The organism is Streptomyces sp. A01 (assembly GCF_059026195.1).
The window spans coordinates 143,064-157,061 of the sequence record NZ_JBWLKN010000016.1; the positions used below are offsets into that span (position 1 = coordinate 143,064).

General features: G+C 70.9%; 12 protein-coding genes. 4 read left to right on the plus strand and 8 right to left on the minus strand.

The genetic code is table 11. The features are described from left to right. The first annotated feature begins 49 nt into the window (after positions 1-49). On the plus strand, positions 50-1,879 hold the full coding sequence (locus AC5P1B_RS22435) for a choline/carnitine O-acyltransferase (RefSeq protein ID WP_493889151.1): 1,830 nt from the start codon (positions 50-52) through the stop codon (positions 1,877-1,879). Between the two features lie 209 nt (positions 1,880-2,088). Here the strand turns inward: AC5P1B_RS22435 and glnA are convergent, their stop codons facing one another. Next, a complete protein-coding gene (glnA, locus tag AC5P1B_RS22440) occupies positions 2,089-3,498 on the minus strand; it encodes a type I glutamate--ammonia ligase (RefSeq protein WP_493889152.1) in 1,410 nt (469 codons plus the stop codon). 242 nt (positions 3,499-3,740) lie between these two features. Between glnA and AC5P1B_RS22445 the strand changes: the two genes are divergently transcribed. After that, positions 3,741-4,208, plus strand: coding sequence for an RDD family protein (locus AC5P1B_RS22445; RefSeq protein WP_493889153.1), 468 nt, complete (start codon positions 3,741-3,743; stop codon positions 4,206-4,208). A gap of 288 nt (positions 4,209-4,496) precedes the next feature. Here AC5P1B_RS22445 and AC5P1B_RS22450 read toward each other — a convergent pair whose 3' ends face one another. The 4 genes from AC5P1B_RS22450 to lipB all read right to left on the minus strand — a co-directional run bounded on the left by AC5P1B_RS22450 (position 4,497) and on the right by lipB (position 7,566). Then, complete coding sequence (locus AC5P1B_RS22450) at positions 4,497-5,177, minus strand: DUF4191 domain-containing protein (RefSeq protein WP_493889154.1); 681 nt, start codon at positions 5,175-5,177, stop codon at positions 4,497-4,499. A gap of 10 nt (positions 5,178-5,187) precedes the next feature. Next, positions 5,188-5,397 carry an SCO2195 family GlnR-regulated protein gene (locus AC5P1B_RS22455; RefSeq protein WP_493889211.1) on the minus strand — a complete coding sequence of 70 codons (210 nt, stop codon included), beginning with the start codon at positions 5,395-5,397 and terminating at the stop codon, positions 5,188-5,190. 219 nt (positions 5,398-5,616) lie between these two features. After that, positions 5,617-6,567: a lipoyl synthase gene (gene lipA / locus AC5P1B_RS22460; RefSeq protein WP_493889155.1), complete on the minus strand. Its 951-nt coding sequence runs from the start codon at positions 6,565-6,567 to the stop codon at positions 5,617-5,619. A gap of 189 nt (positions 6,568-6,756) precedes the next feature. After that, a complete protein-coding gene (lipB, locus tag AC5P1B_RS22465) occupies positions 6,757-7,566 on the minus strand; it encodes a lipoyl(octanoyl) transferase LipB (protein ID WP_493889156.1) in 810 nt (269 codons plus the stop codon). Between the two features lie 257 nt (positions 7,567-7,823). On the opposite strand from lipB, the gene AC5P1B_RS22470 reads away from it, so the two are divergent. After that, entirely contained in the window at positions 7,824-9,515 is a 1,692-nt protein-coding gene (locus tag AC5P1B_RS22470; protein WP_493889157.1) for an NsdA family TPR-like regulatory protein, read from the plus strand. A 223-nt stretch (positions 9,516-9,738) separates the two neighbouring features. Here AC5P1B_RS22470 and AC5P1B_RS22475 read toward each other — a convergent pair whose 3' ends face one another. Together AC5P1B_RS22475 and AC5P1B_RS22480 are read right to left on the minus strand one after the other, a co-directional pair. Then, on the minus strand, positions 9,739-11,055 hold the full coding sequence (locus AC5P1B_RS22475) for an NAD(P)/FAD-dependent oxidoreductase (protein ID WP_493889159.1): 1,317 nt from the start codon (positions 11,053-11,055) through the stop codon (positions 9,739-9,741). Positions 11,056-11,354: 299 nt separating this feature from the next. Beyond that, entirely contained in the window at positions 11,355-12,281 is a 927-nt protein-coding gene (locus tag AC5P1B_RS22480) for a TIGR01777 family oxidoreductase (protein ID WP_493889160.1), read from the minus strand. A 438-nt stretch (positions 12,282-12,719) separates the two neighbouring features. Between AC5P1B_RS22480 and AC5P1B_RS22485 the strand changes: the two genes are divergently transcribed. Then, positions 12,720-13,217 carry a GNAT family N-acetyltransferase gene (locus AC5P1B_RS22485; RefSeq protein ID WP_493889161.1) on the plus strand — a complete coding sequence of 166 codons (498 nt, stop codon included), beginning with the start codon at positions 12,720-12,722 and terminating at the stop codon, positions 13,215-13,217. Between the two features lie 34 nt (positions 13,218-13,251). On the opposite strand, the gene AC5P1B_RS22490 is transcribed toward AC5P1B_RS22485, so the two are convergent. Continuing rightward, the gene (locus AC5P1B_RS22490; RefSeq protein ID WP_493889213.1) at positions 13,252-13,779 is read right to left on the minus strand and encodes a DUF4240 domain-containing protein; all 528 of its coding nucleotides are present in this window, start codon (positions 13,777-13,779) and stop codon (positions 13,252-13,254) included. Positions 13,780-13,998 lie beyond the last annotated feature (219 nt).

Sequence of the window (13,998 nt, forward strand, 5' to 3'; positions counted from 1 at the left end):
CGATTCCCACGACCCCCACGACGAGCCACGAGCCGAAGTGAGTCCAGAATTGAATGCCAGCCAGGAACAGGCGCCCACACCGACCTTCGCGCTGGAGGACAGCCTGCCGCGCGTGCCACTGCCCACGCTGGAGGCGAGCTGCGAGAGGTTCCTCGCTTGGTGCGCGCCACTGCTGACCGACGACGAGCGGGCGGCGACCGAAGCGGAGGTGACCGCCTTCCTCCAGCCCGGCGGTCACGGCCGGGCCTTGCACGCGGTGCTTGAGGAGTACGACGCAACCGACGGCGTGCACAGCTGGCTCGACACCTTCTGGCCGTACCGCTACCTCGGCCGCAGGGACCGTATCGCGCTCAATGCCAACTTCTTCTTCCTGTTCAAGGACTCCCCGCAGTCCCAGGTGGAGCGGGCCGCCGGGCTCATCGCGGGGGCCGTCAACTACAAGCGGCAGCTCGATCAGGAGATCGTCCCCCCGATAGTGCAACGCGGTCAGCCGCAGTCGATGGAGCAGAACAAGTTCCTGTTCTCCGCCACCCGGATTCCCGGCACGGAACAGGACACCGTCCGCGCCCCGTACACCGAGGAGTGGCCCGGCCCGTCCAGCGCGCGGCACATCGTGGTGTTCTTCCGTGGCGGCATGTTCCGGCTGGACGTGCTCGGCCCGGACGGCGTGCCGCACAGCCTGGACGACCTTGAGGCGGGGCTGCGCGCCGTGCTGAAGGGCGGGGCGGAGCCGGTGGGTGCCACCGCCCCGGTGGGCCACCTCACCACCATGGCCCGCGCGGAGTGGGCGGCCGCCCGGGAGTCCCTGCTCGCCTGCCACCCCCGCAACGCGGCCGCGCTGGACGACGTGGAGACCGCCCTGTTCTGCCTCTCTCTGGAGGACTTCACACCCGCCGACACCCAGGAGACGTGCGACCAGCTGCTGTACGGCGACGGCGGCAACCGCTGGTTCGACAAGGCCGTGACGCTGGTCGTGTTCGGCGACGGCCGCGCCGGCATCAACGTCGAGCACTGCGAGCTGGACGGCACCACGATCCTCAGCTTCGTCGACGCCCTGCTGAGCACCCCCGCCGACGAGCAGTCCCAGCAGTCCGGCGCCCGCTCCCAGGGCCTGCCGGAGCTGGGGCCGATCGTGTTCGAGCTGGACGACGCCCTCCGGTCCCAGGTGCGCTCCGCCGCCGACGCGTTCGCCGCGTACGGGGAGAACACCGCGACCCGTGTCGTCTCGTTCGACGACTTCGGCGGCAACACCGCCAAGTCGCTGCGCGTCTCACCGGACGCGTTCGTCCAGCTGGCCTACCAACTCGCCCACCAGCGCGCCAAGGGCCGTCTCGGCGCCACGTACGAGTCGATCGCCACCCGGCAGTACCGCCGCGGACGGACCGAGGCGATGCGCGTCATCACCCCCGAGATCGCGGATTTCGTGGCGGCGATGGAGGACCCGGCGACGACCGCGGACGCCCGCCGCGCCGCGTTCCGCACCGCCGCCGAGAAGCACGTGGCCCGCGCGAAGGAGTGCCAGACCGGCCAAGCCCCCGAGCAGCACCTGTGGGAGCTGGAACTGATCCAGCGCCGCCGCGGACCAGAACTGGGCGTAACGGAGCAACCCGCCCTCTACCGCACCCCAGGCTGGCTCACGATGCGCGACGACTACCTGAGCACCAGCTCCGCCCCCTCCGCCAACATCCAGTACTTCGGCTTCGGCTCAACCAGCAGCCGCTGCATCGGCGTCGCGTACGTCCTGCTGCCCGACCACTTCAACATCTACCTGAGCACCCCCCTCCCGGTAGCCGACCAGATGCACGCCTTCGCCACCCACCTCCGCGAGGCGGTCGCGGAGCTACGGGAGCTGCTGTCGTCGGAGCGACTGGGGGGCTGACAGCAGACAGCGAGGGCTGCTTCCCCAGATCCGGGGAAGCAGCCCTCAATCGCTGTCTCTGTCGTCAAGTCAGGTTATGCGTCGAACGGTGCGTACCAGCTGCGAAACACCCTGGAAGACCAGCGGCGCCAACGAGAAACACCGAGCGGTGCCTCCGCAGGTCACAACCCGCTTCCAGGTCTCCGGTCGAGGCCACCCGACCCCGCCCCTTAAAGGTCGAAGTACAGCTCGAACTCGTGCGGGTGCGGGCGGAGCTGGATCGGGGCGATTTCGTTCGTGCGCTTGTAGTCGATCCAGGTCTCGATCAGGTCCGACGTGAAGACGCCGCCCTGCTGGAGGTACTCGTTGTCGGCCTCAAGGGCTTCCAGGACGGCCGGGAGGGAGGTCGGGACCTGGGGGACGCCCGCGTGCTCTTCGGGGGCGAGTTCGTAGAGGTCCTTGTCGATCGGCTCGGCGGGCTCGATCTTGTTCTTGACGCCGTCGAGGCCGGCCAGGAGGAGGGCCGAGAACGCGAGGTACGGGTTCGAGGACGGGTCCGGGGCGCGGAACTCGACGCGCTTGGCCTTCGGGTTCGAGCCCGTGATCGGGATGCGCATCGCGGCGGAGCGGTTGCGCTGCGAGTAGACCAGGTTGACCGGGGCCTCGAAGCCGGGGACCAGGCGGTGGTAGGAGTTCACCGTCGGGTTGGTGAAGGCCAGCAGCGACGGGGCGTGCTTGAGGATGCCGCCGATGTAGTAGCGGGCGGTGTCCGAGAGGCCCGCGTAGCCCTGCTCGTCGTAGAAGAGCGGGTCGCCGCCGGACCACAGCGACTGGTGGACGTGCATGCCCGAGCCGTTGTCGCCGAAGATCGGCTTCGGCATGAAGGTCGCGGTCTTGCCGTTGCGCCAGGCGACGTTCTTCACGATGTACTTGAAGAGCATCAGGTCGTCGGCCGCGGCGAGCAGCGTGTTGAACTTGTAGTTGATCTCGGCCTGGCCGGCCGTGCCCACCTCGTGGTGCTGACGCTCGACCTGGAGGCCGGACTTCTCCAGCTCCAGGGAGATCTCCGCACGGATGTCGGCGAAGTGGTCGACCGGCGGGACCGGGAAGTAGCCGCCCTTGTAGCGGACCTTGTAACCACGGTTGTTCTCGACCGCGCCGGTGTTCCAGGCGCCGGCCTCGGAGTCGATGTGGTAGAAGGACTCGTTCGCGGCGGTGTTGAAACGGACGTTGTCGAACACGTAGAACTCGGCCTCGGGGCCGAAGTACGCGGTGTCGGCGATGCCCGTGGAGGCGAGGTACGCCTCGGCCTTCTTCGCGATGTTCCGGGGGTCACGGCTGTACTGCTCGCCCGTGATCGGGTCGTGGATGAAGAAGTTGATGTTGACGGTCTTGTCCCGGCGGAACGGGTCGACACGCGCCGTGCTGAGGTCCGCACGCAGCGCCATGTCGGACTCGTGGATCGCCTGGAAGCCGCGGATCGACGAGCCGTCGAACGCGAGTTCCTCGGACGGGTCGAACGCCGCTGCCGGAATCGTGAAGTGCTGCATCACGCCAGGCAGGTCGCAGAACCGGACGTCCACGAACTTGACGTCCTCATCCGAGATGAACTTCTTGGCGTCGTCGCCGTTCTGGAACATCCAACTCCTCCTAGCCCGGCCGTACGCGGTCGGGGTTGCTTCGGTCGCGCTGCCGATGTGCGGTGGTGCGCTGGCCCGACCATAGGTAGCCGGGATTTCCCGAGCATGACCCATTTGTTTCGCAGAGGTTAACCGGCACGCGGGTGCGGGGTGCGGTATTGGCTCGCTCGGCAACGGCGTGATCAGGCCGATCCCGCGCCCCGCCCGGACACCGGAGAGGGCCCTCGCAGTACCGTGGGGGAGTGGATAACAGGCACGTACTCGGATCGTGGCTCTCCGGGCCCCGCGCGGCGGCCGAGGAGATGGGCGTCGACCTCGGCTACCGGGGCGAGCAGCTTGGGCTGCCGCAGGACGGGCCCGGATCGATCGCGCCGCCTGGGCGGCGCATCCTCGCCCTCCTCATCGACTGGGGCCTGTGCCTCCTCATCGCGTACGGGCTGTTCACCGACCGTGATCTCGCCGCTGCGGGAAACTGGGCGCTGGGCGTCTTCCTCGTGATGTCCCTGCTGACCGTCGGCACGCTGGGCTGCACGCCCGGCAAGATGCTGCTGCGGCTTCGGGTCATCGGCCTGGACGGCAACCGGCTGCCGCTGCTGCGGACGCTGATGCGCTGCGTGCTGCTCGGCCTGGTCATCCCCGCGGTCATCTGGGACCGGGACACCCGTGGCCTCCACGACCGGGCTGTGGGCGCCGTCCAGGTCCGTCTGTGAGTCGCTAGCCGGAGCCGGTCGGCCACCTGCTCTTCGGCGCGTGCCGGGGTGTGTGCGTGTTCGTGTGCGTGCGTGGGTTCCTCACGGTCCTGCGCCCTGCCCTGCGCTGCCTGTGAGCCCCCTATGGCTGAGCCCCCTATGGCGTTGGCGCGCGTAGGAACCAGGTGGCGCCCACGTGGCGCGGAAGTCCGCCCGGATACCCCGACACGACGATGGGCGGCCCGGGAGTCTCCGGGCCGCCCATCGTCGTGTGTGTTCTGGGGCGTGCGTGCGTGCCTGGGGTGCGGGTCAGCGCCCCTTCGGCATGCGCATGTTCTTGGGCATGGGGCCCTTCGGGATCGGCATGTTGCTCATCAGGTCGCCGAGCGCCCGGAGGCGGTCGTTGACCACGGTGACCTGGGCGCCGGGCAGCACGCGCGGGAGCTTCAGGATCGTGGTGCGGAGCTTCTTGATCGAGACCTGGTCCTCACCGTCGCCCACGACCACGTCGTGGACCGGTACGTCGGTGACGATGCGGGCCATCCGCTTCTTCTCGGCGGACAGGAGGCCCTTCAGCCGGTTCGGGTTGCCCTCGCCGACCAGTACGATGCCCGCCTTGCCGACGGCCCGGTGGACGACGTCCTGGCTGCGGTTCATGGCCACCGCGGGGGTGACCGTCCAGCCGCGGCCCACGTTCTCCAGGACCGCCGCGGCCGCGCCCGGCTGGCCTTCCATCTGGCCGAAAGCCGCTCGCTCGGCGCGCCGACCGAAGATGATCGCCATCGCGAGGAAGGCCAGGACAAAGCCCAGGATGCCCAGCAGGATCGGGTGGTCGATCAGCAGGCCGATCGCGAGGAAGACACCGAAGGTGATGATTCCCACAGCCGCGACGACAAGACCGACCTTCGAGTCGACCTTCTTGGTCATCTTGTAGGTCAGGGCGATCTGTTTCAGTCGCCCGGGGTTCTCGGATGTTTCCTTCCTCGCCATGTACGGCAGTTTACGTCGCCTGTGGCGTGCGAGTGGCCACGGCCTCCATGACGTGCTGGGCCTCCAGGCGGTCCTTGGCTCTGCGGCGGTCTTCCAGGACCGATGTCCAGGCGTTCCGGCGGGCGGTGCGCTGTCCGCCGCTCAGGAGCAGGCCTTCCAGAGAGCGCAGAGCGTCGGTGACGGTGGGACGTACGGACGGGCGTACGGGCACGGCCAGCATGGCGGCAGTCTCCTCGGAGGCGGTGGGTATCGCGGCGGGTATTCGTTGGCGAACAGTGTGTGCCTCAAGTGTCACTCATTGTTGTTACCAGTGGGTGTCCAGTCGGTCAAACCCCTAGGAAACGCAGACACGGCCCGCACGGCCGCATGCTGCTTGCGGGTCGTACGGGCCGCGTAGTAAGGCCGTATGGGAGTGGCGGGCGCTTCGCTGCGCCGCTGGTCAGCCGGCTTGGGCTGGTGCCGTGGCGTTACGCCGTTCGATGGCCTGCTTGTACAGGCGGCCGGCGCGGTACGACGAGCGGACCAGGGGGCCGGACATGACACCGGCGTAGCCGATCTCGTCAGCCTCGTCCTTCAGTTCGACGAACTCGTGTGGCTTGACCCAGCGCTCCACGGGGTGGTGCCGGGGCGACGGCCGCAGGTACTGGGTGATCGTGATCAGCTCACAGCCCGCGTCGTGCAGGTCCCGCAGGGCCTGGCTGACTTCCGACCGTTCCTCGCCCATGCCCAGGATCAGGTTGGACTTGGTGACCAGGCCGGCCTCGCGGGCCTTGGTGATGACCTCAAGCGAGCGCTCGTAGCGGAAGCCGGGTCGGATGCGCTTGAAGATGCGCGGGACCGTCTCGACGTTGTGGGCGAGCACCTCGGGGCGGGAGGAGAAGACCTCGGCCAGCTGCTCGGGGACGGCGTTGAAGTCGGGGATCAGCAGCTCGACGCCGGTGTCCGGCATCAGGGCGTGGATCTGGCGGACCGTCTCCGCGTACAGCCAGGCGCCGCCGTCCTCCAGGTCGTCGCGGGCGACGCCGGTGATCGTGGCGTACTTCAGCTCCATGGTCCGCACGGACTCCGCGACGCGGCGCGGTTCGTCCAGGTCCAGCGCCTGCGGCTTGCCCGTGTCGATCTGGCAGAAGTCGCAGCGCCGGGTGCACTGGTCGCCGCCGATGAGGAACGTCGCCTCGCGGTCTTCCCAGCATTCGAAGATGTTGGGACAGCCGGCTTCCTGGCACACCGTGTGCAGGCCCTCGGTCTTCACCAGCTTCTGCAGGTGGTTGTACTCCGGGCCCATCTTCGCCCGGGTCTTGATCCACTCAGGCTTGCGCTCGATGGGGGTCTGGCTGTTCCGGACCTCCAGGCGCAGCATCTTGCGTCCGTCGGGTGCGACTGCGGACACGTCCGGCACTCCCCTTCGCTTGGCGCGGCATTCGAATCTTCGGCGAACACCAGGGTACGCCTGTCTTTTGTGTGCTCTTACGCCCCTGACTGGCGGCCATGGGCGGCCTCGGCCGACGACTGGGAGCGGGCCCGTACCGACGCCCCGAGGCGGTCTCAGGGCAACCTGTGCGGCGCGGTCCGCATTCCCTCAGACGGCCCGGGGAAGCGGCACGGCCGCCCCCAGCACATCCAGCAGGTGCTTCTCGATGACGGGGACGACCTCGGCCACCGGGACGTCGCGGCCCAGCTCGTTGGAGAGCGAGGTCACCCCGGCGTCGCGGATGCCGCACGGCACGATGCGGTCGAACCAGGTGTTGTCCGGGTCGCAGTTCAGCGAGAAGCCGTGCATCGTGACGCCCTTGGCGATCCGCACGCCGATGGCGGCGAGCTTGCGGTCCTCGCGCCGCTGGCCCGCGTTGGACGGCGCGTACTCGGGGCCGTTCAGGCGTGGGTCGAACTCGTCGTCCGCCAGGCGCGGGTCGAAGTCCAGTTTCAGCCCGCCGACGCCGGGGCGCTCGTCGACCGGGTCGCCGAGCACCCAGACGCCGCTGCGGCCCTCCACCCGGGTCGCCTCCACGCCGAACTCCGCGCAGGTACGCAGCAAGGCGTCCTCCAGCCGGCGCACGTGCGCGATGACGTCCACGGGGCGCGGCAGCTTCAGGATCGGGTAGCCGACGAGCTGCCCGGGGCCGTGCCACGTGATCTTGCCGCCACGGTCCACGTCCACCACCGGGGTGCCGTCCAGCGGGCGCTCGCTGTCGTGCGTGCGGCGCCCGGCCGTATACACCGGCGGGTGCTCCAGCAGCAGGCAGGTGTCCGGGATCTCGTCCGCGAACCGGGCCGCGTGCACCCGGCGCTGCTCCTGCCACGCCTCCTGGTACTCGACGGCCTCAGCGCCGAAGCCCAAGTGGACGAAACGCAGCTCATGCCGCTCTTCGCCAGGCCGGGGAAGCTCCATGGCAGCTCCTTCGAACAAACTCACAACCGATGCGCCTCAGCCACTGTACGGCGGCGGTGCGCCGCACCCGTACGCGCCCGCCTGGGGGAGCGCTCAAGGTGCGGACAGGCGCCATCGGGCGCACGGAGCGCGTTACGTATCTCATCGCTTCTCACACGATCGGATGAATGTGGGGCGAAGGTGGCGAGAAAGGCACGCTCAACCGCTAAATTCACGCCGTTCCACAGAGCGATGCGATCAGGGAGACCGGCAGGCTGATGACGGAACGACCCCCGCAGCACACCCCCAACCGTCAGCTCGCCGCGCTCATCGCCGAGGCCGGTTTCTCGCACGCCGGGCTCGCCCGGCGGGTGGACCAGCTTGGGCTAGAGCACGGCTTGGACCTGCGATACGACAAGACGTCGGTGACGCGCTGGCTACGCGGCCAGCAGCCGCGCGGTACGACCCCCGCACTGATCGCCGAGGTCTTCACGCGGCGGCTCGGCAGACGGCTCTCCGCCCAGGACCTCGGCCTCGACGCGTGCGCCCCGGTCTACGCGGGGCTGGAGTTCGCGTCCTCCCCCGAGGAGGCGGTGGACATCGTCAGCGGGCTGTGGCGGAAGGACTCCGGCACCCACAGCGAACTGCGGAAGATCGCCTTCACCCCGGCCGGACTCGTGGTGCCCAGCAGGGACTGGCTCATCGGGCGTGCCGACGAACGGGTGGCGCACGGGGTGCCCGCGCCCGCGCCCGCCCGGACGGGGCCGGGCGCCCCCGAGGGCCCCGGTCGCGGCCCCGGCGGGGCAGCGGCGCCCGGCGGCCGCCCTGGCGGCGCGGGCGGGCCTTCTGGGTCCCACGCGGCGCGCGGGTCCGCCGCGGTACACGGCGTGCACGGGGCGCACGGCGCCCATGGGGCGTCCGGTTCCGGTGGGGCCGGCGGCGCGAGCGGACCCGGCGGCACGGCCGCCGGGCAGGCCACCGTGACGGGCAGCGCGCGGGTCCCCCTCCAGGGGCGGGTCGTCGTGCCAAGGCAGCGGCTCACCGAGCGGACCGACCGGGGGCCCGGCCACCGGGTCACCACCGGCGACATCGCCGCGCTGCGCTCGGTCGGCGAGCTGTTCCGCGCCCTCGACCACGCCTACGGCGGCGGGCACGCCCGGCAGGCCCTGGTGCGCTACCTGGAGCACGAGGGCGAGCCCATGCTGCGCGGCACCTACGGGGAAGCCATCGGCCGCCGCCTCTTCGCCGCCGTCGCCGACCTGACCCGGCTCGCCGGATGGACGTCGTACGACATCGCGGCGCACGGCCTCGCCCAGCGCTACTTCGTCCAGTCGCTCCGGCTCGCCCAGGCCGCCGGGGACCGCGCGTACGGCAGCTACGTCCTGGTGACGATGAGCCGCCAGGCCGTCTACCTGGGGCACGGCCGGGAAGCGGTGCAGCTGGCGCGGGTCGCGCAGCAGGGTGTCGGCTCCGGCGCGCCACCGGTGGTCCAGGCGCTGCTGCACGCGGCCGAGGCACGCGGGCACGGGGTCCTCTCCGAGGCCCGGGCCTGCACGGCCTCGATGGCGCGGGCGGAGCGGGCCCTGGAGACCGCTCGGCCGGGCGACGACGTGCCGTACTGGGCGCGCTTCTTCGACGAGTCACAACTGGCCGACGACCTCGGCCACTGCTTCCGCGACCTCCAGCAGTACCGGGCGGCCGCGCAGCACGCGGAGCGCTCCCTCCAGCTGCGCGGCGCGGGATTCGCCCGCAGCCGTGTCTTCTGCCGGGTCGTGCTGGCGACGGCCCGGCTGGGGCTCGGGGAGCTTGAGCAGGCGTGCGTGCTGGGCGCTGAGGCGGCGCAGCAGGCGTCGGAGATGCGGTCGGTGCGCGCGGTGGAGTACGTGCGCGAGTTCGAGCGGCGGCTGGAGCCCTATCGCGACGCGGCGCCGGTGCGCGGCTACCGGGAGCGGGTGGCCGCGCTCGGGTAGCGATGACCTGGCGCGTCCTGGCCGGGCCGGGCGGCTGGGCGCCGGCTGTCCGGCGCGGCTGCCCGGTCCGGCCCGTAGGCGGGTGCGCCGGGTCGGCCCGGTGGTCCGGCTGTCCGGTCCAGTCGTACGGTCCCGTCGTAGGTCCAGTCGTACGGTCCGCTCGGTGGTCCGGCGTGGCACCTGGTCGGGCTTGCGGTCTGCGGCTTACGCCGCCGACCGCGGCTTACGCCGCCGCGCGCAGTGGTGCCGTCTCGTGACAGGAGCGCAGTCCGAAGTCCCTGAGCACTTCGCGGGCCGCCCGGCGTCCGGAGGCGAGTGCGCCCTGCGCCGTGCTCGTGTCGCGGTGGTCGCCGCACACGTACAGGCCGCCGAGCAGCCGGACGGGGCGCCGCATGTCGTGCGGTGCGGGCATCGCCGGGACGGCGTACGGGTCGTGGTGGGCGGTGAGCAGCCGCCAGCCGGTGGTCGAGGTGCGGTAGACGCCGGAGAGCTGGGCGCGGACGGCGGTGTCGAGTGCGGCCGTCGGTGTCGTGGCGGCGGCGCCGAGCACCGTGGAGGTGATGAGCGCCCGGCCCGGCTTGGTGCGGGAGGGGTCCACCTCGCTGGCGACGGTGGTGTGGGCGACGGGGCCGCGCCGGTCGGCGGTGAGGATGAGCGCCGGTTCGCGCAGGGGTGCCTCGTCGGCCGTGTGGTGCAGCACGGTGACGGGGTGGAAGGCGGGGAGCCGGAGCCCCGGCAGGAGTTGGGCGGCCGCCTCCGCCCCGGTCGCCACCAGCACGGAGCGGCAGCTGAGTTCGCCGTGCTCGGCGGTGGCAACGGTCGTGGTCGACGCCGTCACGGCCCGTACCCCCGTATGGATCGTCCCAGAGGGCAGCGCGGCGGCGAGCAGCTCCGGGACGGTGGCCGCACCGCCTGCAGGCAGGCACAGACGGCCACGCGCGTAGCCGTGCAGTGCGAGGTCGGCGCAGCGGCTTGAGGTGATCAGTTCCGGGTCGCACAGCAGCGAGGTCAGCAAGGGGCGCAGGAAGCCGTTGACGGTGCGGGCGGGGAGCCCGCGGATGGCCAGTGCGGCCGATGCCGGACGTTCGGGCCGGGCGAGCAGCCGCTGGGTGGGGAGCGTGGCGAGTCTGCCGAGGGCGGCTCCGAGCCGCGCCTGGTCGATCCCGCCCGTACGGGGCGTGCGGGCGGCGGTCGCTAGGGCGCGCGCCGTGGGGAATGCGCCCCCCGTGCTCCGGGGTGCGCCGACGCGATGCGTACGCCCCTCGCTGTGGACCAGGATCTCGGAGGAGAACGGCCGCAGCGGCAGCTCGCTGAGCCCCGGAGTACGGCGCAGTTCGGCGAGGGAGGTGGCGAAGAACTGGCCGCCGCGGTCCAGCCGGAAGCCGTCGATCTCGTCGGTCGCCATCCGGCCCCCGACATGAGGGGCCGCCTCCAGCACCGTGACGGTCAGCCCCGCACTGGTCAGCTGATGGGCCGCGGACAGACCCGAGAGCCCGGCTCCGATGATGACGACGTCCGTTTGGCGTGCGCTGTCCAGCACGTGCCCCTCCCCGAGGTCGGTCCGTGGTTTCGGGGGCCTGATGCCCCCAACAAGCTCTGGGGATGCGTGGATCGGACTCGACGGTAAGAAGAAAAACGTTCAAAGGCAGTCGCGCATAGGACGAGCACGGACGCACGGCGGTCGCACATGCGTCGCACAGTGGTCGTATGGAGGCGGAATCGCGCTCTGCCGGTCGGGCGCGCGCGAAGGGCGCTGAGTGCGCCGTCCCCGGACGGGGCGCTGAGGCGGAGAGCGGAGGAAAGCGGAGCGGGGCGGGGCCGGTCTGGCGCCCCTCCGTGTCAGCGCCTGCCGGTCATGCCCCGCTCGGCTCCGCGTCCGGTCAGCGCGGCCTGGACGGCGTCGTCGATGCGCGGGAAGGCGAACGGGAAGCCGGAGTCGATGAGATGTCGGGGGATCACCCGCTGGCTGCTGAGGACGTCCGTGGCCAGCTCGCCCAGCGCCAGCCGGAGTGCGGGCTTCGGGACGGTCAGCAGGGTCGGCCGCCGCAGCACCCGGCCCATGGCCGCGGTGACCTCGCGGTTGGTGACGGGCTCGGGCGCCGTGAGGTTGACCGGGCCTGACAGCGTCTCTGTGTCGATGATGTGGCGGAGCGCGGCGACGTGGTCCCGCAGGGCGATGAAGCTCCAGTAGTGGAGGCCGTCACCGAGCCGCCCGCCCAGGCCGAGCTTGAAGAGCGGGAAGAGTTTGCCCCAGGCCCCGCCCTCGCGCGCCACGACAAGTCCGGTACGGGCGAACACCGTGCGGACGCCCGCCTCTTCGGCGGGCGCCGCTGCCTCTTCCCACTCCTGGCAGATCTCGGCGAGGAAGCCGTCGCCAGGCGGCGAGGTCTCGTCGACGGCGCGGTCACCGGTGTCGCCGTAGATGCCGATGGCGCTGCCGGACACGAAGACCCGCGGCGGTGTGTCGAGGGAGGCGACCGCCTCCGCGATGGCGGAGGTGCCGAGCACCCGGCTGTCGCGGATCTCCTTCTTGCGCGCGGTGGTCCAGCGCCGGTCGGCGATGCCCGCCCCCGCGAGATGCACGAGGGCCGCACAGCCACTCAGCCCGGCCGTGTCCACCCGTTGGCGGCGCGGGTCCCACTCGACCTCGCAGTCCGTATGGGGCGTGCGCCGTACGAGACGTACGACATGGTGCCCATCCGCGCGGAGCGAGTGGGCGAGTGCGGAGCCGATGAGGCCGGTCGAACCGGTAATCGCGATCTGCATGGACGTATCCTCTCCCGTTCTCCCGGAAATATCCCGAGTTATAGATGAGAGCGCTGAGTTATGAGTCGCCGCTCGGGTTTGCCGTTATCGCGTTGCTGTGCTGGGGAATTCGGCCTCTGTGTTCCGGCATGGAAAGGGGGGAATTATTGCGGCCTGTGTCTTATGGCCTGCGCCCGCCCCGTGGCGATCTGCGGCCCCGGTGATGCCGGTGCCGGAGCCGGTGCCGGGTTTGGTGGCATGAGACGGGTGTGAGCGGAATGTGTGACGTGTCGTCGAGCGGGAATCCCGTGCGGCTGCGGAAAGGCCGCGCATATCCGGCCGCGGCGCGACCACGGAACGCGGCCTGCCGGCTGGTGCGGTGCGGCCGGGCGCGTAGCAAGGTGCCCTGGGGGCCTTTTTCGTTTGCCGGTGCCGTGCGCGTGCGGCACAGTGACCCCCGTGTCCGAGCCACTGATCATTCGCCGTGCCGCGCTCGCCGACGGCGCGGGCCTCGCTGAGCTGGACCGGCGCACCTGGTCGCCGCTGCACTCCGTACAGCCGCGTGACGAGCCGCCGTACGAGCCGTTCTTCACCGAACGGAACCTTCCCGAGCACATCCTCGCCGCCGAGGCCGACGGGCGCCTCGCTGGATACCTGCGCCTGGTGCCGCCGACCCCGCTGGCATGCAACGCGCACGTACGCCAGATCCAGGGGCTGGCGGTGGACGAGTGGGCGCGCGGCAGGGGAGTGGCGCGGGCGCTGCTGCGCGCGGCGTACGAGGAGGCGCGGCGACAGGACGCGGTCCGGATGACGCTGCGGGTACTCGGGCACAACGCCCCCGCACGGCGCCTCTACGCCTCGGAGGGCTTTGTCGTCGAGGGCGTGCTGACCGGGGAGTTCTTCCTCCACGGCGCGTACGTGGACGATGTGTTGATGGGCCGCGCGCTCACTGGCTGAGCTGCGACGGCGGGCTGCCACGGTGGCGCCGGGCTCAGTCGTCCGCTGCCCTGAAGCGGTCCCAGAGCTGCGGGAAGCGATCGGTCAGCGTGGCGTGGTCATCGAGGTCGATGGCGGTGCCCAGCGGCTCGCCGGGGGGCTCCGGCAGGCCCAGATCCGGCGTCTCGGCGCCAGTGAGCTGCTCGTATGCCTCGTCGGCCGCGTAGCCGAGGTCCTCAGCGTCCCCGTCCTGGCGCGCGTCGAAGCTCTCCAGCAGGTTCGCGAGATCGTCGGGGTCGTGCATCGCGCCCTCGAAGACCTCCCGGCCCTGACCGATGAGCCAGCACCGGAAGTCGTCGAACGCGTCGTCGCTGGCGACGCCGAGCAGCACGGTGGCCGCTCCCCACAGGTCCCAGCGGCAGGCGCGGTTGTAGCGGGCCTCGAAGTGGCGGGCGAAGTCAAGAACGGACTCGGGGTCGAGCCGTAGGAGCCGGTCGATGAGCAGGTCGGCCTGGTACTCGGGGTCGCCGTCGGCGGCGTCGCGGGATGCGTCGATCAACGCCCAGAACTCGGTCTCGTCCATCACGGGACCAGCATCGTTCCTCCTGCCGCACCGTGCACGCGGAGTCACCCGGATGCCGCTGTGTCGTTATCGCCCACGGGTCGGCTCGTTATCCACCACATCGTGTGACTGTCGCACCGGTCGCGCGGCGATTCCGGCCCGGTCTCCGGCCGGGGTGAGCAGCCAGTCCCCCTGTGATGCGGCCGGAGGGGAGCCGTCGGCCGCCGTGTACTCCGTACG